The 21,588-nt window shown below is 67.7% G+C and carries 20 protein-coding genes, 1 tRNA gene and 2 pseudogenes; 16 read left to right on the plus strand and 7 right to left on the minus strand.

The window, feature by feature from the left end:
- From APZ21_RS34960 to APZ21_RS35390, 3 genes and pseudogenes are all read left to right on the plus strand, one after another.
- A pseudogene (locus APZ21_RS34960) lies at positions 1 to 308 on the plus strand (hypothetical protein); the annotation flags it as partial.
- 866 nt (positions 309 to 1,174) lie between these two features.
- Positions 1,175 to 2,908: a group II intron reverse transcriptase/maturase gene (ltrA, locus tag APZ21_RS03600; protein WP_239476472.1), complete on the plus strand. Its 1,734-nt coding sequence runs from the start codon at positions 1,175 to 1,177 to the stop codon at positions 2,906 to 2,908.
- A gap of 33 nt (positions 2,909 to 2,941) precedes the next feature.
- Positions 2,942 to 3,244: pseudogene (locus tag APZ21_RS35390) on the plus strand (transposase); the annotation flags it as partial.
- A 132-nt stretch (positions 3,245 to 3,376) separates the two neighbouring features.
- Here APZ21_RS35390 and APZ21_RS03610 read toward each other — a convergent pair.
- The 3 genes from APZ21_RS03610 to APZ21_RS03620 form a co-directional block, all read right to left on the minus strand.
- Positions 3,377 to 4,453 (minus strand): hypothetical protein, encoded by a 1,077-nt coding sequence (locus tag APZ21_RS03610; RefSeq protein ID WP_156370609.1) that lies wholly within the window; start codon positions 4,451 to 4,453, stop codon positions 3,377 to 3,379.
- Between the two features lie 300 nt (positions 4,454 to 4,753).
- Positions 4,754 to 5,563 (minus strand): methyltransferase, encoded by an 810-nt coding sequence (locus APZ21_RS03615; RefSeq protein ID WP_156370611.1) that lies wholly within the window; start codon positions 5,561 to 5,563, stop codon positions 4,754 to 4,756.
- Between the two features lie 139 nt (positions 5,564 to 5,702).
- Positions 5,703 to 6,053: a hypothetical protein gene (locus tag APZ21_RS03620; RefSeq protein WP_054811777.1), complete on the minus strand. Its 351-nt coding sequence runs from the start codon at positions 6,051 to 6,053 to the stop codon at positions 5,703 to 5,705.
- Positions 6,054 to 6,097: 44 nt separating this feature from the next.
- Between APZ21_RS03620 and APZ21_RS33630 the strand changes: the two genes are divergently transcribed.
- The 3 genes from APZ21_RS33630 (at position 6,098) to APZ21_RS03630 (ending at position 9,467) form a co-directional block, all read left to right on the plus strand.
- Complete coding sequence (locus tag APZ21_RS33630) at positions 6,098 to 6,439, plus strand: hypothetical protein (protein WP_156370613.1); 342 nt, start codon at positions 6,098 to 6,100, stop codon at positions 6,437 to 6,439.
- Positions 6,436 to 7,977 carry a hypothetical protein gene (locus APZ21_RS33635; protein ID WP_156370615.1) on the plus strand — a complete coding sequence of 514 codons (1,542 nt, stop codon included), beginning with the start codon at positions 6,436 to 6,438 and terminating at the stop codon, positions 7,975 to 7,977. Before APZ21_RS33630 ends, APZ21_RS33635 begins: the two co-directional genes overlap by 4 nt.
- A gap of 224 nt (positions 7,978 to 8,201) precedes the next feature.
- Positions 8,202 to 9,467 (plus strand): site-specific integrase, encoded by a 1,266-nt coding sequence (locus tag APZ21_RS03630; protein WP_054811779.1) that lies wholly within the window; start codon positions 8,202 to 8,204, stop codon positions 9,465 to 9,467.
- A gap of 86 nt (positions 9,468 to 9,553) precedes the next feature.
- Here APZ21_RS03630 and APZ21_RS03635 read toward each other — a convergent pair.
- Positions 9,554 to 9,627: transfer RNA gene (locus APZ21_RS03635), tRNA-Pro, on the minus strand.
- A 179-nt stretch (positions 9,628 to 9,806) separates the two neighbouring features.
- On the opposite strand from APZ21_RS03635, the gene APZ21_RS03640 reads away from it, so the two are divergent.
- Positions 9,807 to 10,364, plus strand: a complete 558-nt coding sequence (locus APZ21_RS03640) for a TetR/AcrR family transcriptional regulator (RefSeq protein WP_054811780.1) — start codon at positions 9,807 to 9,809, stop codon at positions 10,362 to 10,364.
- A gap of 96 nt (positions 10,365 to 10,460) precedes the next feature.
- Positions 10,461 to 10,799 (plus strand): hypothetical protein, encoded by a 339-nt coding sequence (locus APZ21_RS03645; protein WP_054811781.1) that lies wholly within the window; start codon positions 10,461 to 10,463, stop codon positions 10,797 to 10,799.
- Here the strand turns inward: APZ21_RS03645 and APZ21_RS03650 are convergent.
- Positions 10,764 to 12,032, minus strand: a complete 1,269-nt coding sequence (locus APZ21_RS03650; protein ID WP_054811782.1) for a PucR family transcriptional regulator — start codon at positions 12,030 to 12,032, stop codon at positions 10,764 to 10,766. The genes APZ21_RS03645 and APZ21_RS03650 overlap by 36 nt on opposite strands.
- Positions 12,033 to 12,517: 485 nt before the next feature.
- Here APZ21_RS03650 and APZ21_RS03655 point away from each other — a divergent pair, with 485 nt between their 5' ends.
- The 4 genes from APZ21_RS03655 to APZ21_RS03670 are packed head-to-tail and all read left to right on the plus strand — an operon-like array spanning position 12,518 to position 15,562.
- The gene (locus APZ21_RS03655) at positions 12,518 to 12,916 is read left to right on the plus strand and encodes a TOBE domain-containing protein (protein WP_054811783.1); all 399 of its coding nucleotides are present in this window, start codon (positions 12,518 to 12,520) and stop codon (positions 12,914 to 12,916) included.
- A gap of 11 nt (positions 12,917 to 12,927) precedes the next feature.
- Positions 12,928 to 13,707: a molybdate ABC transporter substrate-binding protein gene (gene modA / locus APZ21_RS03660; RefSeq protein WP_054811784.1), complete on the plus strand. Its 780-nt coding sequence runs from the start codon at positions 12,928 to 12,930 to the stop codon at positions 13,705 to 13,707.
- On the plus strand, positions 13,704 to 14,516 hold the full coding sequence (modB, locus tag APZ21_RS03665; protein ID WP_054811785.1) for a molybdate ABC transporter permease subunit: 813 nt from the start codon (positions 13,704 to 13,706) through the stop codon (positions 14,514 to 14,516). Before modA ends, modB begins: the two co-directional genes overlap by 4 nt.
- A complete protein-coding gene (locus APZ21_RS03670) occupies positions 14,513 to 15,562 on the plus strand; it encodes an ABC transporter ATP-binding protein (protein WP_054811786.1) in 1,050 nt (349 codons plus the stop codon). The genes modB and APZ21_RS03670 overlap by 4 nt, the downstream gene beginning before the upstream one ends.
- Here the strand turns inward: APZ21_RS03670 and APZ21_RS03675 are convergent.
- Positions 15,550 to 16,338, minus strand: coding sequence for a PucR family transcriptional regulator (locus tag APZ21_RS03675; protein ID WP_054811787.1), 789 nt, complete (start codon positions 16,336 to 16,338; stop codon positions 15,550 to 15,552). The two genes, APZ21_RS03670 and APZ21_RS03675, sit on opposite strands and share 13 nt — an antisense overlap.
- Before the next feature lie 233 nt (positions 16,339 to 16,571).
- On the opposite strand from APZ21_RS03675, the gene APZ21_RS03680 reads away from it, so the two are divergent.
- The 4 genes from APZ21_RS03680 to APZ21_RS03695 all read left to right on the plus strand — a co-directional run bounded on the left by APZ21_RS03680 (position 16,572) and on the right by APZ21_RS03695 (position 21,042).
- Complete coding sequence (locus APZ21_RS03680) at positions 16,572 to 17,240, plus strand: GntR family transcriptional regulator (RefSeq protein WP_054811788.1); 669 nt, start codon at positions 16,572 to 16,574, stop codon at positions 17,238 to 17,240.
- A 79-nt stretch (positions 17,241 to 17,319) separates the two neighbouring features.
- Entirely contained in the window at positions 17,320 to 18,708 is a 1,389-nt protein-coding gene (locus APZ21_RS03685) for an allophanate hydrolase (protein WP_054811789.1), read from the plus strand.
- Positions 18,705 to 19,418: a cysteine hydrolase family protein gene (locus APZ21_RS03690; protein WP_054811790.1), complete on the plus strand. Its 714-nt coding sequence runs from the start codon at positions 18,705 to 18,707 to the stop codon at positions 19,416 to 19,418. Before APZ21_RS03685 ends, APZ21_RS03690 begins: the two co-directional genes overlap by 4 nt.
- 10 nt (positions 19,419 to 19,428) lie before the next feature.
- Positions 19,429 to 21,042 (plus strand): SulP family inorganic anion transporter, encoded by a 1,614-nt coding sequence (locus tag APZ21_RS03695; protein ID WP_054811791.1) that lies wholly within the window; start codon positions 19,429 to 19,431, stop codon positions 21,040 to 21,042.
- 68 nt (positions 21,043 to 21,110) lie between these two features.
- Here the strand turns inward: APZ21_RS03695 and APZ21_RS33640 are convergent, their stop codons facing one another.
- Positions 21,111 to 21,287: a hypothetical protein gene (locus tag APZ21_RS33640; protein WP_156370617.1), complete on the minus strand. Its 177-nt coding sequence runs from the start codon at positions 21,285 to 21,287 to the stop codon at positions 21,111 to 21,113.
- Between the last annotated feature and the right edge of the window lie 301 nt (positions 21,288 to 21,588).

Consider the following 21,588-nt stretch of genomic DNA (forward strand, 5'->3'; position numbering starts at 1 on the left):
CCAAAGTTACCTCGACACATCCTGCCTCATCCAAGGTTGACACAGAGGGCCGGCGTGCCCTCAACCCCGGTCGCGGTGCCCGGCTCGATGCAACTCGCGCCGGCGTCGACGCGCTGCTTCCACAGCTGCCGGTCACCGGATGGACCGAGGGACTGCACGGGCGCCGCAACGCGGCCATCCTCCTGCTGGCCACCTCCGGCCTGTCCTGGCAGCAGATCACCACTCTCACGCAAGCCGAGGTCGTTGTCACCGACACCGCGGTCGTAATCGGGCCGCAGCCGCTAGCCTCGCCCAATCATGCTGATTGAGCTGGTGCTGGCCCTTGAATGGCGAAAGGCGCTCTGAACTGCGATGATTCGACTTGTCTAAGGTTGAATCAGCAGTATCGAGGAGCGCCTTTCTGGTGGTGCGACACGAGGTCGCATGTGTTGAGTGGGCTGCGTCGAAAGGAGGACCGTGGTTGCGGTGACGTAGCTTCAGGCTAGTGCTCGATGCCTGTCCCCGCCTCGACGTGCGTTGCTGGTAACGGCAGGGTGTGAAGCTCGGGGTCGCGGCCCAAGGCTTGCCGTTCCATCCGGTGAGCACAGGCTGGGGAAGATCGGACGGGTGAACGTGAGTGAATCTTCGTCGACGCCTCGTCAAGGTGAGCCTCGCAGATGGGATGCGGCAGCGGGGTGCAGGGCCAGCCGTAGAGTGGCGGCAGCGGGAACACCATGTGCACTGGGTGATGTCCGTGAGCACCGTGGCCCCGGGGTTTAGAAGGCACCCACCCCGATCGCATCTCGCACATGCGGAACGTGGAAACCCCGTTCCAGTCCACGATCGTGGCGACGATGGTGGTAGCGCGGTCCGTAAGGGCCGCGCAGATCTGGATCGGGAACAGGATGACCCGAGAAGCCAACGCCGGCAAGCCGAAAGGCGACGGGAACCCCGCGCGATGCTCGATGCCGCCTTCCCGGCATCCGTGCGGCATAACCGGCCGGATACCGTCCCTGGTGGACGGTCCCGAGAGGGAGCTGACGCGGGTCGGGTGAGTCTGCGGAGGGAAATCGTGTCGGCACTGCCGGAACCGGCGGGCGCGTTGGACGTCCCGGTGTGTTCGCCCGCGCGTAGCGCGGGCGAACACACCGGGGTGAACGCATCGTCGGGCGTGGTCTACGAAGGCGCGGAGTCGTTGGGCACCGCGACGGTGAACGAACCGGATGACGTCTCGTGGGACTGGGACCGCATCGATTGGGCTCAGGCCGAGGATCAGGTACGGCGGCTGCGGCGAAGGATCTTCGCGGCGTCGGCGGCTGGGGACCTGCGCAAGGTCCGCAGTTTGCAGAAGCTGATGCTGCGTAGTCGCGCGAACACGCTGGTGAGCGTGCGGCGAGTGACACAGCTCAATGCGGGACGCCGCACTGCTGGGGTCGACGGGATGGTCGCGTTGACCTCTGCCGAACGGGGTGACCTCGCGCGCGTGTCGCATGAGGACGCCTCGGTCCGGCAGGCCCAGCCGGTGCGGCGGGTGTTCATCCCGAAATCCGGTGGCGCACTGCGCCCGTTGGGCATCCCGGTCATCCTGGATCGGGTGCTGCAAGCACGGGTCGTCAACGCGCTGGAGCCGGAATGGGAAGCACGGTTCGAGCCCCGCTCGTATGGGTTCCGGCCCGGCCGCAGCACGCAGGACGCGATCCAGGCGATCTATGCGTGCGTGGCCGGGCCCGCGGCCAAACGGGTGTGGGTGCTGGATGCGGATCTGAAAGCCGCGTTCGACCGAATCGACCACGACCACCTGCTCTCAACGCTGGAGGGGTTCCCCGCGCGGGGACTCATAGCCGGATGGCTGCGGGCCGGAGTGGTCGACAGGGACGGGTTCACCGCCACCGAGGAGGGAACTCCACAAGGCGGTTGTGTCAGTCCGTTGCTCTTGAACATCGCCCTGCACGGAATGGAGCAGGCGGCAGGGGTGTCCTATTCGCGGGTCGGCCCTTCCGGGGCCTGGACCCGCACGGGCGCGCCGATGATCGTCAGGTACGCAGACGATTTCGTCGCATTGTGTGTGAGCAGGCAGCAGGCCGAGCAGGTTCGTGACCGGCTCGACCCGTGGCTGAAAGCGCGGGGGTTGTCGTTCAACCAGGACAAGACCTCGATCGTGTCCCTGGATCAGGGATGCGACTTCCTGGGATTCACGATCCGGCGGTTCGCCACCCCACGAGGGGGGAAACTGCTGATCAAGCCCAGCGCGCAAGCGGTGGCACGGCTCAAGCGTCGCCTCGCCGAGGAGATGCTCCGATTACGGGGACGCCCTGCCGCGCAAGTGGTCCGGCAGCTGAACCCGATCGTTCGGGGATGGGCCTTGTACTACCGCTCGGCGGTGTCCAGTGAGGTGTTCTCCGAACTGGACCACTACCTTTGGCAGCTCACCTGGAAATGGGCGCGGTTCACCCACCCGAAAAAACCTCGGAAGTGGGTTGCCGCACGTTATTTCGGGACACACCATCCGCACCGGGCGGACCGGTGGGTATTCTGCGCGCCAACGCAGACGTTCTACCTGCACCGGTTCTCCTGGACCCGGATCGTCCGCCACGTCATGGTCGCGGGCACATCATCACCCGATGACCCTGCCCTGCAAGAGTATTGGATGGTTCGTCGCGCAAAGAACCTGTCCGCCGATGGCCGTGTCACCTTCCGGGCGCTGGTCGCCCAACGGGGACGCTGTCCATGGTGCCGGGAACTACTGCTGGCAGCCGATCAACCGCCGGAATCTCCGGAGCAATGGCGGACCTGGCTGCGAGTCACCCGGCGTGCTCTGACCCGAAACAGCTTGCAACAGCAAGCGATCCAGGGTGAGGGCAGCGACGGACAGGACACCGTCCACCAACTGGTTCACATCGGATGCCGACGCCCCACGGGGCTTGCTTGAGCCGAGATGCCTGGAAAGCGGGCACGTCCGGTTCTGAGGGGGCCCAAGCGCCGCAAGGCGTTTGGGCTACCCGACAGGAAGTCTACGTGGTGGTACCCGTCGCTGAGAATTGACGGGGACGGATCGCAGGTGGTGTCGCAGGCCGGCTCGGTCGCGCTGCTGCGGACCGCGGCGAGGGTGGGGTTGGATCGGGCGTTGTCGCAGGTGCCGGCGCCGTGGCGGAGACCCCTCGCGATACATGATCCGGGGAAGATCCTGCTGGACCTGGCGGTGACGGTCGCCATCGGCGGCGATTGTGCCGCCGATGTGGCGTTGCTACGTGGCGAACCGGGTGTGATGAGGCAGGACCACATCTCCGAAGGCGAGAAGGCAGATCTCGGCGCGGGAAGCCACAGCCGGACCAGCACGGTGTTTCCGAACGCGCCCCTGGTGTCGGCGGGTGCGAAACCGATTGCGGACGGCGAGGATTCAGGCCGCGATGGGTGAGCGCGTGCCGTGCAGGGCGGCGTGTTCGAGCGCGAGCAGCCGTTGGTTGGCGTGCCCGCCCCATCGGGTCTCGAAGCCGGAACGCTTTTTCGGCTGGATGGTGTGCGGGGCGGCGACGAAGAACTCCTCCAGGCGTGGATAGTTCTCGGTCTCGATGGTCAGCCAGAGGCGGGTGTGCTCCCCTTCGGTCCGTACAGCGATCTCCAAGCTATCGGCGAGGTCGCGGACGAACCGTAGGGTTGCGGTGCGGTCGCCGCGATGGGTGACCTCCACCGCGCGCCAGGCTTGCGCGCGGGCGCTGTAGCAGCGCCGCATGCGGTACACCGCCCACTCGCACGCATCCATCGCCGCGTCGGCCAGGGCGTGGACCTCGAACGCGCCGTCGGCTTTGAGTCTGTCGCGCAACGATTTGCCTGGGCCGAACAGCCCACTGCGGTGGTTGAGCGCCAGCGCGCAAAACTCGTCGACGAGATGGTGGAATGCTTCGTCCGGGTAGGCGCGGTAGCGGGCGAGCTGGTCGGGCCAATTGGGGACGCTGATGTAACAGCACTGCCTACAGCAACTTTTTGGCCACCATACGCCGAATAGTCCGTACAGGTAGCCCTGACTCATCGCCCGGCTCATCCCGGCCTCGTGCAGCGGGTAGATCGCATGGCGGCGCCCGCCCATCGTCACCGAGCTGTCGCGGGCGATCCGCCCGGTTTCCTCGGCGGAGAAACCCACGGCGTGGATGTAGGGTCGCGGACCCAAATGTGTTGCGCGCCAAGTATCTAGGGGCTGTCCCTTGGCCTTGGCTGAACAGGTGCGCCCGGCCAGGGTGGGCATGACCCCGTTGGCGCGGTGCTCGGCGGAAAGGGGGAAGAAGCCGTGCTCGTCGGGATCGGGATGCAGGCGCGTCGGGGACCGGGTGTCTTGCAGGACGACGATCCCGTCAGCGACCGTCGGTCCGGCACGGGCGACTTCGACGAAACGCACCCGGCGGGCGGCGAGCAACGGCAGGATATGTTGCGCGACAAGGTCATTGGTCGAGTGCCACTCGTCACCTGTCTGCGCCACCATCACCAGCAGGTTCGACAGGTCATCGAGCAACTCCGGTGGCCGGAATCCCGGATCGAGCAGAGTGCGGGTAAGATCCGCGGCGCTGTCGACACCTAATCCGAACGACTAGCAGACAGGCATCGCATCGTCATCGAAAAGCGTTGTGAGAGGGAATAATCCCTCGGATAGCTCGCCCATGGCGGTCGTTCCTTTCGCGGATGACGCGGGCCCCGGTAGGCACCGGCCGGACGGCCGGGGCTGGAATCGACAGGTGGAGGCCGCCCTTCGGTGAGGACCGGGGCTTGCGGATTGCCGCCGGTGTCAGCGGTGCAGGGGGCGGCGTGCGTGCAGGAGCACGGTGTCGGTGCCGGTGCCCGAGGTGGCGAACGCCCCGGCGGGTACGGGTTGGTGACCGCCGTGGGCGGTGATGAATTCCCGCATCGCTCGGTAGTCGCGGTCGGTGCGGTAGATGTAGCCGTTGGGTGCCAGGGCTAGCAGCTGCCCGCCGTCGTCGAGCAGGTCCCAGGCGGTGTGGAGGTGGTTCATCCACACCGTCGGGCGGCCGGGTAGCGCGAAGGGCGGGTTCATCACCACCGCGGCGTACCGCGTGGTAGTGGTCGCGGCGAATTCCTCGAAGCCGTCGATGACGATGGTGACCCGCGGGTCGTAGTCGATGTGGGCGGCTCGTGCGTGGTCGGGTTCGACGGCGGTGACTTCCACGCTCGGGTTGGTGGCCAGGATCGCGCGTACCAGCGCGCCGTCCCCGGCCGAGGGCTCGAGCACGTGCGCGCCGGGCGGGAGAGCGGCGATCCCGGAATGCTGTCCGGCGGCGAGGTGGCGGGCCAGCGGTTCGGGGGTCGCCCAGTACGCGTCGAGGACCTTGCGATCGGTATTGGGGGTGCTGCCACGGGCCAGGGCGGCTTCGATGATCTGGCTCGGGTCGTCGGGGAAGACGTGGGCTCGGGCCGCGCGGTTCCATTTCCCGCCCATGGCCTCGAGGACCCGATCGATTTTCCGGTAGTCGGCTGGGCTGAGCTGCTGGGGCAGGTACAGGTTGCGGCCTTCGATCCGGGCCTCGGCCAGGATCTCGCGAGCGAACTCGGGCACCGGAACCGAGGTTCTGACAGCCATCGATGATCACCTTTCACACTGGTATGGATAGGGGAGGGACAGGGAAGGGCTCGGTGGCCGGGGACTGGGACGACGCCGCACAGCAGCCAGGCTCCCGAGCGGGATTGGCGGATCGATCCGAACTACCGGCGTCGGGGCGTCAGCAGGAGGTGTCGATGAGCAGTTCGACCCATTCCCCGGTGACGGTGAGGCGATAGCGCACGCGGTGGTCTCCGGTCATGGTGGTCGTGATGTGCAGCTGGTAGTTCTCGGTCCAGGTGCGTAACTCGGTGGTGGTGAGCCGGTGGCGGGCGTCGGGGTCCAGGGACTCGAAGTGCTCGCCGTAGTCGGCCAGAGTGCCGGTGTACAAGGCGCCCGCGTAGGACCAGACGTAGCGGCGGGGTTCACCGTGCAGACACCGCGGGCGATGGCGAACACCGACACCGCCCAGGACCGAGGACGCGGACTCGGGACATCCGCAGGACGCCGCCACCCCGGCGGGGCGGCTCATGAGGTGGTTTTCCGGGTGATGCGGGCGGTCAGGGCTCGCAGGGCGTGCAGTCGTCCGTGCCGGGTCTGGGTGTTGAGGTAGGTCGAGAGTTCGACCGCGGCGACGAAGGCGTCGCGCAGGGTTTCCCCGAGTTGGTCGACCTCGCTGCGCCTGTCGAGGATCGAGGGATGATGGCCTCGTTCACGATTGTTGCGACTGTACTGGTCACCGGTACCGCTGTGAGCGCATCAGCGGTGGTCCGCAACGCTTACGCGCTGTTGCGTCGGCGGATGGGCGGTGAAAGGCGCCGCCGCAGATGTAGTCAGCGCTTCCACTTCGGTTTCGAGTGTTGTATATCAATCGATTTCGGCGGGCGGCATGTGTGCCGTCGTGCGGCGGCACGATGACCGATCTGGCGTCGGGCATGGACTTCAAACAGTACCTGCGAGAGTGCCGCAAGCAGTACGTCTACGCCGTCATGTCCGGTTCCGCTCCGTTGCTGCTCAACCGGCTCGGTGGTGCGATCGCAATCGCCGCGAAGCATGTTCAGAGCCTCTGGATCGAGCGTAATGCATACCTGGGATTCATCGATCGACCACGCGAACCGGAGGAGGTGCGGCAGCTCGCATCTCGACGGTGGAACTCGATCGAAGATGAGATCACTGCCGAGATCAAGGCCGGGCATCCGCCGACGGTCGCATTGCGTGACGTGATGCAGCGCTATGGCACCTCACCCCATTCCGTCGACCAGATGCTGATGCTGGCGCGGATCGAGACTGATCCCACGGCCGGCCGGCCGGCCCCGGGTTGGCTTGTGGATCTACGGATCGATGAAGCCCGCCTAGCTCGAACCGCGGACGTCATGTCGAACACGTTCGGAGCAGTCTTCACAACTGCCGCTCTGGTAGCGACCGCTGAGAATTGGGCGAAAGCTACACCAGCGGAGTGGGATCATGCTGTAAATGTCGGTCAGGCGGGTGTCACTCTCGGTGAGATGTACGGTGCCCTGGCGAATTCAAGTGAAGCGCAGGCCGCGCACGGGGCTGCTGGTGCGAGCGCGCAGTCCGCGGTGCCTGCCGCAGAAGTCCGGTCGCTGCCGAATTCGCGTACAGCTGCCGCTCCGCAAGCCGCTTCGCGCGGCCCCGGCGGGACTGCAAAGCCAGGAGCGGATGCAAGCGCAGCCGCTCGCGGCACGGGAAACCGGGGAGTTCCGCGGCAGCCCGCCGCAACACCTGCGGCCCGCGGCACCGCAGCCGAGCGGCGCAGCACGGTCTTTTTCCGTCCCGAGGCTCCACCCGACGATGCGGACGGGGCAATCGCTCCTAACGCACCGACCGGGGGTGGACGCTACGGCCCGAAGAGAAAACCGAGTCGCGCCAGGTACGTCAACTACCGCAAGCTCGACCAGATCCCGGCAGCGCAGACACCTGCGGGACGTAAGGCGATCGCGTTTTTGGTGGGAAGGTTTCCCGCGGACATGACGGAGCTCTGGGTCGAGGCGCGAAACTATCTGAACGGCAAACCGCATTTGGAGGCGCAGAGACGACTGGCAGAGGTGAAACAACTCTGGGCATCACCGAAAGATTCGGATCGAGAAGCCGCCAGGCTGCTCGCACGTCGCGGCGTATACGAACCGTGGCGAGAACGCTTCTATGTTCGTCTCCGAAGCCAGATTGACGGCGACACCCCCCGCAAACCAAAGCTCAAGCAGCTGCTCGCCGATATGGGACTTGAACTGCCTGAAGACAAGGAACAGGCACCGTTCTGGACTCTTCCCGATGGGTCGATCGTGAAGCTGACTGTCGACCATTTCGAGTTCCGTATCAAGGACGACCCGACACGCTGCGTCGATGAGAAAAACCTGGTGTTTTCAGCGGGCCCGGAGAACTCCGGTCCACTCGAGACGATCCGCAATAGCAGCCCCTTCAATCGAAAAGACCTGTGAGGATCCACGACACACGAGTCGAGGCACGCGTCGGTACGAGCCCAGGCGAATTAGCAAATTTGTCGCTAACTATCGGATATTGAATTCGGTCCGGTGTTGTGTCGATGCTTGCGTGGAGCATTCACTCGCCGGATGACGGGTTCCGACGGCGGTGCGGTCTCCTGAGAGTGTCGGGTGTGGTGGGTGTGCGAACGGGTGGCTATCGAGGTGGTGGAAGGAGTGCGATGGGTGGGCGGTTGCCGAAGCCGGTGGGAACGTTCGGGACTCCGGCGAAACCGAAGAAGCAGCGCAACGGCCGGTACCGGGCCACGGTGCGCTATTACGGTGCGGGTGGGTCCGAGCAGCTCGAGCGGATGGGGGTCAGTGCCGACGACGCGCGTAACCGGCTGGCGGAGGCGATGCGGGACTTCCGCGAGCAGATCGGGCGTGATCGGATCACCCGCAACACCAAGCTGATCGACCTCGCGAAGGAGTTGCTCGGCGAGCTCGAGGCCGACGACGCCTACACCGCGGGCAATGTCGAGGACTACCGGCGCGAGATCTACGTGTCCAAGGACAAGCGTGCGAACCGGGCCACGATCAAGATCGAGAACTCGCTGGGGAACCTGCAGGTCTGGCAGGCCACCGCGGGGGAGCTGGATCGGCATCTGAAACGCCTGGTGGGTTTGGGTCTGCGGCGTAAGGCCAAGCAGCACAAGATCATACTGCGGGCGATGATGCAGATCGCGGTCCGCCACGGTGTGATCGACACCAACCCCGTCGACGGGGTGAGCGCCTTCACCCGCCGTAAGGTGGCCGCTCGCGGCAAGATCCGTGATCATACCGCGCTGCCCGCGTTCCGGGTGCAGGTCAGGACGTGGGCGCGGGGTGAGGAGATTCCCGGCACCCCGGCGTATGTGAGCGGTCCGCCGCGGGACTGGTCGGTGGTGTGGGTGGCCGATGTCATCACCGGGACCGGGCTGCGCCCGCACGAGGTGTTCGCGCTGCTGCTCGACGAGATCGCCCTGGACGCCTCCGATCCGTATCTGGACGTCACCGGCACCCTGGTGCCGAACAAGGGTGGCGGTGCGGGTGGATGGGTACGCAAGCCGTTCCCGAAATCGGAGAACGGGTGGCGGCGGATCCTGCTGCCGGACTACACGGTCGCCTCGCTGCGCGAAGCGGTCAAAGACCTCGAGGTCACCGCGCGCCCCAACCCCGACAAGCTGTTGTTCCCCGCGCGCAACGGATCGGTGCGCAACCCCCACAACTTCGGTCGGACCTGGCGCGCGGCCCGGGGAAGCGAGTTCGCGTGGGTCACCCTGCGAACCTTCCGCAAGGGCGTGGGCACCGCCGTCGATCACGCCTTCGAGGACAGCGAACGTGCCGCGCGTCAACTCGGCAACACCCGCGAGGTCGCCAGGACCCACTACATCGACCGCCCCGAGACCGTGCCCGACAACAGGTCGGTGCTGCAAGCCTGGGCGCTGGGCGAGGACTCGAAAACGTGAGATTTCTGTGAGATGGGTCGAATCCCACCCCCTCCCCACGGAACGAGAAAACCCCTTCCGACCCAGGTCGGAAGGGGTTTTCCATGTCGGGCTGACAGGATTTGAACCTGCGACCACTTGACCCCCAGTCAAGTGCGCTACCAAACTGCGCCACAGCCCGTTCCGCTCCCGCTCGGCGGGTGCTTGACGAGGTTACCTCACGACCCCCCTCCTGAACCAAATCGGGTCGATTGCGGGTGTCGGTACCGATCTCGGTAGTCGATACCGATGCACGTCGCAATGCGGGATGCCTGGGCCGTCTGCCTTCGGGGGGTGATCCGGGTCCGGTAACCTTGCCCGATGGCAGCGTCGGGTCGTACGAATCGTGGCCCCAAGGCCGCGGCGGGTAATCGTGCGGCACTCATTCGGGCGGCGCGAGAGGTGTTCGCGGAGAATGGGTTCGAGGCCGCGTTGAGTTCCATCGCGCGGGCTGCCGGAGTGGGCCAGGGGGTGCTGTACCGGCACTTTCCGACTCGGGAGAGTCTGGCGCTGGCGGTCTTCGAGGAGAATATCGTCGAGGTCGAGACGGTCGCCGCCGACACGGAGAGCACCCTCGATGACGTCCTCGCGGTCATCGTCGAGCAGGTCACGACCTCGTCGGCGTTCATCGCGATGTTCGATCCGACCGGCACCGACGATCCCCGCCTGCTCGAGGTGTCGCGGCGGCTGATCGCGCTGCTCACGCGCAAGCTGGAGGATCCGCGTCAGCGGGGGGCGATTCGGGCCGATCTCACCGTGGGGGATGTGGTTATCGCGGTGGCCATGTTGGCGGCGGTCATGGCGAAAGCGGACGCGCAGGCCAAACGGCAGGTCGCCGCGCAGGCGTGGGCGCTGCTGGAGCGCGGTCTCACCCGGTGAGGGCGGTGCCGGGGTCGTCGAGCGTGGGCCGAGGCGGGCGGACGATTCGGAGGGTCTTGCCCATTATGCATAACCGACCGACTAGTATTCGAAATTATGTTCGAGTACTGGAACGACGGCTTCTCCTCGTCGCTCCGGCGGGTCGTGGACCCGCCGTTACCCGTGCTCGTCGACCTCGGCATCGCCATACCCACGCATGGCGGAGCCTTCCGCACCGACGCCGTGACCATGCGGGTCAAAGCGGGCGGACTGCATGTCGCGGGCAGTGTGCCCGGACTGCTCTACGCGTGGGCGCGCACCACCGACGGCAATTGGCTCGGGCTGGTCGGCTTCGCCATCAGCACGGGTAATCGCCGCGGACGGGTGGAGGTCAGGCAGTGGTGCGCGGCGCAGGCGCTGTCACGGACGGAGGGGCGGCGCCGCAGCGGGCGCTGATTCGCGCTGTCCGGGCTGCCGGTAGCTGCGCGCGATGACGGCGGCGCGCAGGTACCACAGACCCGACGCCTCGGACGGATCGAATCCGGTGAGCTGGCCGATGCGTTTGAGGCGGTAGTCCACCGTATTGGTGTGCACGTGCAGTGCTCGGGCGGTGCGCTGGCGATTGAGGTTGTTGGCGATATGGCGCTGCAAGGTCTCGAGCAATTCGGGGTGTTCGTCGAGCGGGTCGAGGATGGTGCGCAGGCGTTCGAGGCCCGGACCCGGGCGGGTCAGCTGATATTCCAGGGCCAGATCGTCGAAGCGGTAGAGCCCGCCGAGACAGTGCAGCCGCTGCACCATGTCGAGCAGTTCGTGGGCTTGGTCGGCGGCGGCCGGAATCTGCGGGGTCGGCGCGTCGACGAGGGTCGCGGCGATGGGGACCTGTCCGGCCCGCGACAACTGCTCGATCAGGTGGTCCAGCGCCTGGGCCTCGAGCAGCCCGAACGGCAGCAGTATGGTCCCGCCGTCCACGCTCAGCAGCGACAGCACGCTGTCACCGCAGTGTTTGACGAGTTCGGCCTGCACCCGCCGCAATTTGCGCCGCGCCACGATCTTGCCGTCGAGGCGGATGTCGCGCTCCTCGGGATGCGGCGGAATCGCCACGGCCAGTACGGAATAGGACTGCGCGATCTCGATACCGCATTCGCGCGCCATGGTGGAGGTGGCGTGTCCGCCGAGCAGCGCGGAGGTGAGGGTGTGCGCGGCGGTGTGGTGTTCGGCCGCGACCGCGCGCAGTTCACGGACGTAGGCGCGGGAGACGGTGGAGGTGATGGTGTCCAGGATCTCGAGCAGTCGTCTGCTGAGGACCATGAGACTCTCGAAATCCGCGGACGTGGCGTCGGCCACGACCAGATCGAAGCCGAGTTTGAATCCCTCGTGCACCGTGTGGTGGATGGTGTCGATCGGAATGCCCTCGCGCGCCCAGCCCTCCGCGCCCTCGCGCAGTCGCTGGGTCTTCTCGGGGATGTCCTCGCCGTCGAGCATGCTGACGGCGAGTTCGAGGCAGGTGCGGGTGATGGCGGTGACGTCGCCGTCGAGCGCCTCGGCCGGCAGGGTGCGGCAGGGGACGACGTTCTCGATGAAGTGGCCCACCATCTTCCGCGACAGGGTGCGCACATCCTTCAGTGACGATGTCACCGGCTGGCCGGAAACGATCAGATCCGTTGGGGACGAACGGCCACCGATGGTCATCCTGGTACTCCTTCCAACCCCGCGTATGGCGAAGCACATCACGGTAATGTGACGGTACCAGTCGATTTCGGGGGCGATCGGTCGCTTCTGGGCTTTTCGTCGGACACCGTTCGCAATCGGCTGTGATCTTTCACAGTACCGCTTCGAAGAAATCCCGACACCGGTTTCGGCTGGTCGGACGACCGACCGCGCTCCCGATCTGCCGATGAGGCCGTCGTCGCGCCCCGGCGCGGTTCACGACGGCGACGCCGTCGCCATTGTGAACCCTCCTACCGGTGGCCGTCGTCCCGGCAGCCCGGTCTTCACCCCTTTCCGGTGACGGCCCGCCGACCCTGTCGCGCCGGTCCCGGCTCATCGCAGGCCGACGAGCGCGGCACCCCACGCCGCGCTCATCGACGTGCCCGGGGGCGACGACCGCCGGTCGGATGAGGTCGCTGAGCCGTTCGAGTTTCGTATTCCGCTAATGCGGCAATAAGCTGTGATTTGTGTCGAATCTACGGATCAGTGAGGCAGCGGCGCTGCTCGGCGTCAGCGATGACACGGTGCGCCGGTGGATCGATCAGGATCGCCTGACCGCTGTGCAGCTCGACAACGGGCGCAAGGGAATCAGCGGTCGCGAGCTCGCCCGATTCCTCCGTGACAACGCCGACGCGCCCGAGCCCGGCGTGACGATCGCGGCCTCGGCGCGAAACCGCATGCGCGGCATTGTCACCAGGGTGGTCAAGGACACGGTGATGGCACAGGTCGAGATGCAGGCCGGACCGTTCCGTCTGGTGTCGCTGCTGAGCCGCGAATCGGTGGACGAGCTCGGTCTGGAAGTCGGCAGCGTCGCTGTCGCGTCGGTGAAGTCCACGCACGTCGTGGTGGAGATACCGGAAAGTTGACGAGGATGAGAATGATTCGCGCATTGTGTGTGATGACCGCGGTGACCGCGGCGGCGCTGATCGCTTCCGGCTGCGATTCCGGCGACAGGACCGAGTCCGCGTCCGCGGATTCGGTGACCGGGACGGTGACCGTGTTCGCGGCGGCGTCGTTGACCGAGACGTTCACCGAACTCGGCAAGCGGTTCGAGGCCGCCCATCCCGGGGTGAAGGTGGTCTACAGCTTCGGTGCGAGTTCGGCGTTGGCCGAGCAGATCAATCAGGACGCGCCCGCCGATGTGTTCGCCTCGGCCGCGCCGAAGAACATGGCGCAGGTCGCCGACAAGGGCGCGGTGAACGGCGCACCGGTGACCTTCGTGCGCAATCGCCTCGAGATCGCGGTGCCGAAGGGCAATCCGGGCAAGATCACCGGTCTGGCCGACTTCGGTAGATCGGAACCGAAGATCGCGTTGTGCGCCGAGCAGGTGCCCTGCGGTGCGGCGGCGAAGATGGTGTTCGCGACCGCGGGGATCACCCCGCTGCCCGACACCCGCGAATCTGATGTGAGAGCGGTGCTGACCAAGGTCACGCTGGGGGAGGTGGACGCCGCGCTGGTGTATCGCACGGATGTGAAGGCGGCCGGGGACAAGGTCGACGGCATCGAGTTCCCGGAATCGGCCGGGGCGATCAACGACTATCCGATCGCGTCGCTGGCGCACGCGCCCAACGCGGCCGCGGCGGCGGCATTCGTGCGGTTCGTATCCTCGGACGAGGCCGAATCGGTGTTCTCCGCAGCGGGATTCGACACACCGTGACCGTGCTCGCGCGACGGCGGGCGGTACGCGGGCGCAGGCCGCTCGCACTGGTTCTGCCCGCTGTCTGCGGATTGGGCTTCCTGCTCGTCCCCATGCTCGGGCTGCTGGTGCGCGCACCGTGGGCGATTTTGCCCGAGCGGCTGTTCAGCGTGGAAGTCGGTCAGGCGCTGCGGCTTTCGCTGATATGCGCGAGCGCCGCTACGGCGCTGTGCCTGGTGCTCGGCATACCGCTGGCCTGGTTGCTGGCCCGCGGTGACCTGCCCGGGCGCGGGCTGATCCGCGCGCTGGTGACCGTGCCGCTGGTGCTGCCGCCGGTGGTCGGCGGCGTCGCGCTGTTGCTGGTGCTCGGGCGGCGCGGACTGGTCGGGCGTTACCTCTACGACTGGTTCGGCGTGTCCCTGCCGTTCACCACCGCGGGGGTCATCGTGGCCGAGGCGTTCGTGGCCATGCCGTTCCTGGTGATCTCGGTGGAGGGCGCGCTACGGTCGGCGGACCCGCGTTACGAGGAGGCCGCGGCCACCCTCGGCGCGGGCCGCTGGTACACCTTCCGCCGGGTGACGCTGCCCTCGGTACTGCCCGGTGTGGTCGCGGGCGGTGTGCTGTGCTGGGCGCGCGCCCTCGGGGAGTTCGGCGCGACCATCACTTTCGCGGGCAATTTCCCGGGACGCACGACCACCATGCCGCTGGCGGTCTACCTCGCGCTCGAGTCGGATCCCGAGGCCGCGATCGTGCTCAGCCTGGTACTGCTGGCCGTCTCGGTCGCCGTGCTGGCCGCCCTGCGGGAACGCTGGATTCGGGGCCCGGTATGACCCTCGAGGCGCTGGTGCGGGTCCGCCGCGGCGCCTTCACCCTGGATCTGCCGCTGACCGTGGCCCCGGGCGAGGTCGTCGCGCTGCTCGGTCCCAACGGCGCGGGCAAGACCACCGCGCTGCGGACGCTGGCGGGATTGCTCGCCCTGTCCGAGGGCAGTATCAGGGTCGGGGGGAACCTTTGGGACGCACCGCCTTCGGTGTTCGTCCCCGCCGAACGGCGACAGGTCGGGGTGGTGTTCCAGGACTATCTGCTGTTCGGTCATCTGTCGGCCCTCGAGAACGTGGCGTTCGGACTGCGGGCGCGCGGATTGCGCCGCTCGGCCGCGCGGGAACGCGCCGCGTCGTGGCTGGACCGCGTCGGCCTGCCGGATTGCGCGCAACGACGGCCGCGGGCGCTGTCGGGCGGGCAGGCTCAGCGGGTCGCGCTGGCGCGCGCGCTGGTCACCGAGCCGCGGCTGCTACTGCTCGACGAACCGCTGGCCGCACTCGACGCGGGCACCCGGCTTCAGGTGCGCACGGACCTATCCCGCCACCTCGACGATTTCCCGGGATACACCGTGCTGGTCACGCACGATCCGCTCGACGCCATGGTGCTCGCCGACCGCCTGGTGATCCTGGAGGACGGCGCGATCGTCCAGCAGGGTCCGCCCGCCGAGATCGCCGCGCGACCCCGGTCGGACTACGTCGCCGACCTGATGGGGCTCAACCTCTATCGCGGCACCGCCGACGGCGCCGTGGTCGCACTCGACGGCGGCGGCGCGCTGACCCTCGCCGAACCCGCGAAAGGCGCGGTATACGTGGCCTTCGCGCCGCATGCGGTGGGTCTGCACCCGCGGCGGCCCGAAGGCAGTCCGCGCAATACCTGGCCGGTCACGGTCGGCGGTATCGAACAGCACGCGCACACCACCCGGGTCCGGCTGGACGGCGAGCCCGCGGTCCTCGCCGATGTCACCCCGGCCACCGTGGCCGAACTGCGGCTGCGACCGGGCCTGCGGGTGTGGGCCGCGGTGAAGGCGACCGAGACCCGTTCCTATCCGGCGTGAATCGCCGCCGTTCGGGCCGGGGCATGGTGACTCGTCTCGGCGGCGGCGCGGTCGTCAGGTGCACCGGGCGCGCCCGCGACCATCGCCGCGTACAGTCGCCACAGGTCGGTCGGTCGGCGCGGTTCCAGGCCGGTGAGCCGGGCGATGTCGTCGAGGTGGGCGGCGAGCGCTCCGCGCGGCATCCGCATCGCCCGCGCGGTCGCCGCGAGATCGCCGTTGTGGCGCAGGTACTGGGTCAGGCTCGCGGTCAGTTCGGCGCGCAGCGGCGCGATCGTCGCGGCGAGCAGGTCACGGGCATGGCCGGGCCGGGTCAGCTGGTATTCCAGGGCGAGATCGTCGAAGCGGTAGACGCCGTCGCCGCGCCCGAGCAGATCGGCCAGCCGCAGCAGTTCGTGCGCGTGGTCGTAGGCGACGGGGATGTCGGCCAGATCGGCGCGCACCACGGCCACGACCAGACGCAGGCCCGCCGCCGCGGCCGCGGCGGTGAGCAGAGGATCCAGCGCCGCGCTCGAGGTCACGTTCGCGGGGACGAGCAGGGTGCCGCCGTGAGCGCCGAAGACGGGCAGTATGCCGGTGCCGCACCGCGTTCGGAGTTCGGTCAGCAACAGGTCGAGGCGATGCTCGATATCATCGTCCGCCGCGCGCCGAACGCGCAGTGCCAGGACGTGATACGAATCCGGCGCGGTGTGACCGATCTCCGGCTCGGGCAGCGGTGTGAGGGAAGCATCCTCGCGGCCCCGCGGACCGCGCCGGGCGTCGGACAGTTCGGGCACCATGGGCGGCTGTACTCCTTCGGACGGATCTCGCAACCGCGAGGTCCGGCAGCGGTGCTGTGTCGGGTCCGCGGTGGACAGTGAAAACATAGGCACATCATTGTTCGTCGTGCCAGTTGAACGTGGTTACTCCAACAGAACACACCTTTACTTAGTGATAGTGCACAGCCGGGCTGCGCGGCGGGTGGACGCGGTGGCCCGAAACGCCGTCGACCGGAAATTCGTACACTCGTCTCATGACCCCGCGGACGAATACGACCGTCCTGCCGCCGAGTCTGGTCGAGCTGGCGACCAGGCACGTGCGGTCGGCGGTGCTGAGCGGGGAGCTCGAACCGGGGGAGCGGATCGTCGAGGAGACGATGTGCGCCCGGCTCGGCGTCAGCCGGGCCCCCGTGCGCGAGGCGCTGCGCCTGCTGGCGCAGGAGGGCTTGGTGGAACATCTGCCCAGGCGCGGCTTCCGGGTCCTGGTGTGGTCGGCGACCGACATCCTGCAACTGTTCGAGCTGCGGCGGGTGCTCGAGCGTCACGCCATCGAGAGCGCGCTGCCGCTGGATCTGGCGGACGATCCGTTCGCGGCGGTGCGTGACGCGCTCGACGAGATGCGCGCCGCGGACGCCGCCGACGACACCCTCGAGCGCGACGACGCCCATCGCCGGTTCCACGCCGAAGTCGTGGCGCTGGCGGGCAATCGGCAACTCGACCTCGCCTACGCCCCGATCCTGCTGAAGTTGCAGTTGCCGATGGCGCGCAATCTGCGCGAGGAGGCGCGGGTCGCGGCCCGGCGCAACGGCATCCGCCGCCACGCCGAACTGCTCGAGGCGCTCGGGACCAACGATCCCGTCATCGCGTGCGCGGCGCTGCGGCGGCACGGCGAGCTCACCTATCTGAATCTCGACATCTGCTGATCACCCCGCCCGGGAACTGCTAACACGGCGGATACATTCGGAGACCGTCTGCTTCACACATTCTGTCGACAATCGACAGATGCTGAATCCAGGGCCGACCGTCGCGGAGATCCTCGCCTCACACGAAAGCGGCAGTGGCGCACCGACGCGGACCGCGTCGCGCGTCGCGGACGCCATCGCCGCACGCGGTGACGACGGCACCTGGATCACCCCGGTACCGCGGGACCGGCTGCTGGCCGCCGCGGCCGAGATCGAACGCAGGCCCGGCGCGCGCACGCTGCCGCTGTACGGGGTTCCCTTCGGAGTCAAGGACAGTATCGACGTGGCGGGGTGGCCGACGACCCTGTCGTGCCCCGACTACGCCTACACCGCGACGCGCACCGCGCCCGCGGTCCAGCGCCTGATGGACGCGGGCGCGCTGTTCGTCGGCAAGACCAATCTTGACCAGTTCGCCACCGGCCTCAACGGCACCAGGACGCCGTACCCGGTGCCGCGCAGCGTCTTCGGCGGCGACCTCATCTCCGGCGGGTCGAGTTCGGGTTCGGCGCTGGCCGTCGCGCTCGGGCAGGTGCCGTTCTGCGTCGCCACCGACACCGCGGGATCGGGCCGGGTGCCCGCCGCACTCAACGGCATCGTCGGCTGGAAGCCCTCGCGCGGACTGATCAGCACGGTCGGGCTCGTACCCGCCTGCCGGTCACTGGATTGCCTGACCCTCATGGCCGCGCGCGTCGAGGATCTGGACCGCGTCTTCGACATCATCGCCGCGCCCGATCCCGACGACCCGTGGAGCCGCGCCCTCGGACCCCGCCACGACGGCGCCCGCATCCGCGTCGGCCTGCCCGCGGAGCGGGACCTGGAATTCTTCGGCGACGAGGTCTTTCGCCGCGCGCACCTCGGCGTCAGGGACCGTATCGGACGCCTCGGCTTCGACACGGTCGCCACGACGCTGCGCCCGTTCCTGGACGCGGGCGAACTGCTCTACCAGGGTCCGTGGGTGGCCGAGCGGCTGGTGGAATTCGGCGACTTCCTCGCCGAGCGCCCCGCGTCGATCCTGCCGGTGATCCGCGAGATCCTCACCGGCGGTTATCGATTCGACGCGGTCGATGTCTTCCGCGCGCAACAGCGCCTGCAAGAGCTGCGGGCACAGGTCGGGCGCATGTGGGCCGATGTCGACGTGATCGTGACGCCGACCATCGGCACCACCTTCACCGTCGATCAGGTGCTGGCCGATCCCATCGCGACGAACACGATGCTCGGGCACTACACCCATTTCGGCAATCTGCTCGACCTCACCGCCGTGGCGGTGCCCATGGGCATGGCCGCCGACGGTCGACCGGTCTCGGCGATGGTGTTCGGGCCCGCGCTCGCCGACGACACGGTGCTCGCCGCGGCCGCCCGCCTCCTCGACGAGCCGCGCCCGGCCGGGGCGCAGATGGATGTCCGGCTCGCACAGAAAGAACGAAGATGACCGAAGCCCAGCGTATTGCGGCGCAACCGTCCCCCTTCTCCTTCGATCCCGGCGTCACCGCCCTGCTGGTGATCGATATGCAACGCGATTTCCTGCTACCGGGCGGATTCGGCGAAAGCCTCGGCAACGACGTCGGATTGCTGCGCACGGTTATCGAACCGCTGGCGGCGCTCATGGCCGCGGCACGGGCGGCGGGCGTCGCGGTGATCCACACCCGCGAGGGCCATCGACCCGATCTGTCCGATTGCCCGCGCGCGAAACTGGAGCGCGGCAATCCTTCCCAGCGCATCGGCGATCCCGGCCGGTTCGGCCGGATCCTGATCCGGGGCGAATACGGCCACGACATCATCGACGAACTGGCCCCGCTGCCCGGCGAGGTGGTGATCGACAAGCCCGGCAAGGGCGCGTTCTACGCCACCGAACTGGCCGAGGTGCTCGCCGAGCGGGGGATCGTCTCGCTGATCGTCACCGGGGTCACCACCGAGGTGTGTGTGCACACCACGGTCCGCGAGGCCAACGACCGCGGCTACGAATGTCTGGTCGTCTCCGATTGCGTCGGATCGTACTTCCCCGAATTCCAGCGGGTCGGACTGGCGATGATCGCCGCCCAAGGCGGCATCTTCGGTTGGGTCGCCGATTCGGCGTCGGTCGTCGACGCGCTCACCCCCGCCCACGTGGACAGCCCAGCTTCCGTGAACACCCCCGCCTGAAGGAAATCCGATGTCTGTCGACACCACAGCCCCCGACAAATCCGCCACCCCGCCCACACCGCTGTCGCTGCCGTGGTGGACCCGCGGCGACACCAATGCCTTCTTCGGCCTATCGTTCAATATCCTCGTCAATGTCCTGACACTGACCACACTGTCCATCGCGGTGGTCAAGATTCCCAGCGGCGACGTCCTCGGCACCGTGCTGCCCGCGCTCGGCGTCGCGCTGGTGCTGGGCAATCTCTACTACATGGTGCTCGCGCGACGGCTCGCCCGGCGGGAGAACCGGGCCACCGTGACCGCGCTGCCCTACGGTCCCAGCGTTCCGCACATGTTCATCGTGGTCTTCGTGGTGATGCTGCCGATCTACCTGAAGACCGGCGATCCCGTGCGGGCGTGGTCGGCGGGTCTGGCGTGGGCGTTCATGATCGGCGTCATCGTCATGATCGGCGCGTTCGTCGGGCCGTTCATCCGCCGGATCACCCCGCGCGCGGCCATGCTCGGCACGCTGGCGGGTATCTCCATCACCTTCATCGCGATGCGGCCCGCCGCGCAGATGTGGGAGGCCGCCTGGATCGGGCTGCCGGTGCTGGCGATCATCCTGATCGGCTTCTTCACCGACGCCAAACTGCCCGGCAATATCCCGGTGGGCCTGGTGGCCCTGCTCGTCGGCACCGCGATCGGCTGGATCGGCGGCTACATGTCCGCCCCCGACGTCTCCGACGCGGTACGCGATATCGCCCTCGGCCTGCCTGATTTGCGGCTCGACCTGCTGTTCGACGGACTCGGCGATCTCGCGCCGCTGCTGGCCACCGCCATACCGCTCGGCGTCTACAACTTCACCGAGGCCATGAGCAATGTGGAGAGCGCGGCGGCGGCGGGGGACAACTACAACCTGCGCAGCGTGCTGCTCGCCGACGGATTCGGCGCGGTGATCGGCTCGGGATTCGGCTCGCCGTTCCCGCCCGCGGTCTACATCGGTCACCCCGGCTGGAAGGACGCGGGCGGGCGCGCCGGATACTCGCTGGCCAGCGGCGTGACCATCGGATTGATGTGTCTGCTCGGACTTTTCGGGGTCCTGGCCACCATCCTGCCGATTCCGGCGATCGTGCCGATCCTGCTCTACATCGGTCTGCTCATCGGCGCGCAGGCGTTCCAGGCGGTGCCGCGGCTGCACGCGGTGGCGGTGGTCGCGGCGCTGCTGCCGAATCTCGCGGAATGGGCGGTCGGCCAGATCGACAACGCGCTCAGCGCCGCGGGCACTTCGGCGGAGAAGGTCGGCGCCGATGCGCTCGGCCAGGCGGGTGTGGTCTACGACGGATTGAAGACGCTCGGCTCGGGTGCGGTGCTGGCCGGACTCGTCCTCGGCGCCATCGTCACCTTCGTCCTGGACAAGCGATTCGTCGCGGCCGCTATCGCCTCGGGTGTGGGCGCGGCGCTGAGCTTCATCGGCCTCATCCACGCGGCAGAGGTCGACTGGGCGGCGGCGCCGCAGGTCGCGCTCGGATATTTGTTCTTCGGCCTGGTCTGCCTGGTCTACGGTCTGCTCGCCCGCGGGCGCGAGCCGGGCGCGCCGGCGCCGGAGAAGCCCGGAACCGAGTCCGAAAGCGACGCTGCCACAGCGTGATGCGAGTCGCGGCGGCCGGATCGGGACGAGCTCGGCTCACGCGATCCGGTCGTCGTCGGCACGCGTGCTCAGCCTGCCCTTCGATCGGGAAGCTCCCAAAATGCGGTGACCGCGGGTATTTCCACGGTGTCGGCCAGCGGATCGACGCGCAGGCGGGCGATGAACTCGTCGATCGACGCGTAGCCGGCGCGGGCGATACTCGCCAGCAATCTCTCGGCCGGTGTGCATACCTCGATACCGCTCATGGTGGTCCTTCGATCGGAAGCGTCGGCGCAACATGCTCTGTGCCGGCCAGGTGGAATCGAGGTCCCAAGCCGACCGCGATCCACCTGACCCGCTCAGCGACGATGGGTGCGCGGGGGCTACGCGACCCATCCTGCAACCCCGGGGTTACCGAGGCGGTCCCACCGTATGCCACGAGATTGCCTTTGCGGGGCGGATCGGGAGAACTACACGGTCTCGTAACCTGTCCGCGACGGGCTCAACCGCCGTAACCGGCTCGCGCGTCCGCGACGTGACCACATCGCCGTCCTGTTCGCGCATTTC

The organism is Nocardia arizonensis, assembly GCF_001310275.1.
GTDB classification, from domain to species: Bacteria; Actinomycetota; Actinomycetes; order Mycobacteriales; family Mycobacteriaceae; genus Nocardia; species Nocardia arizonensis.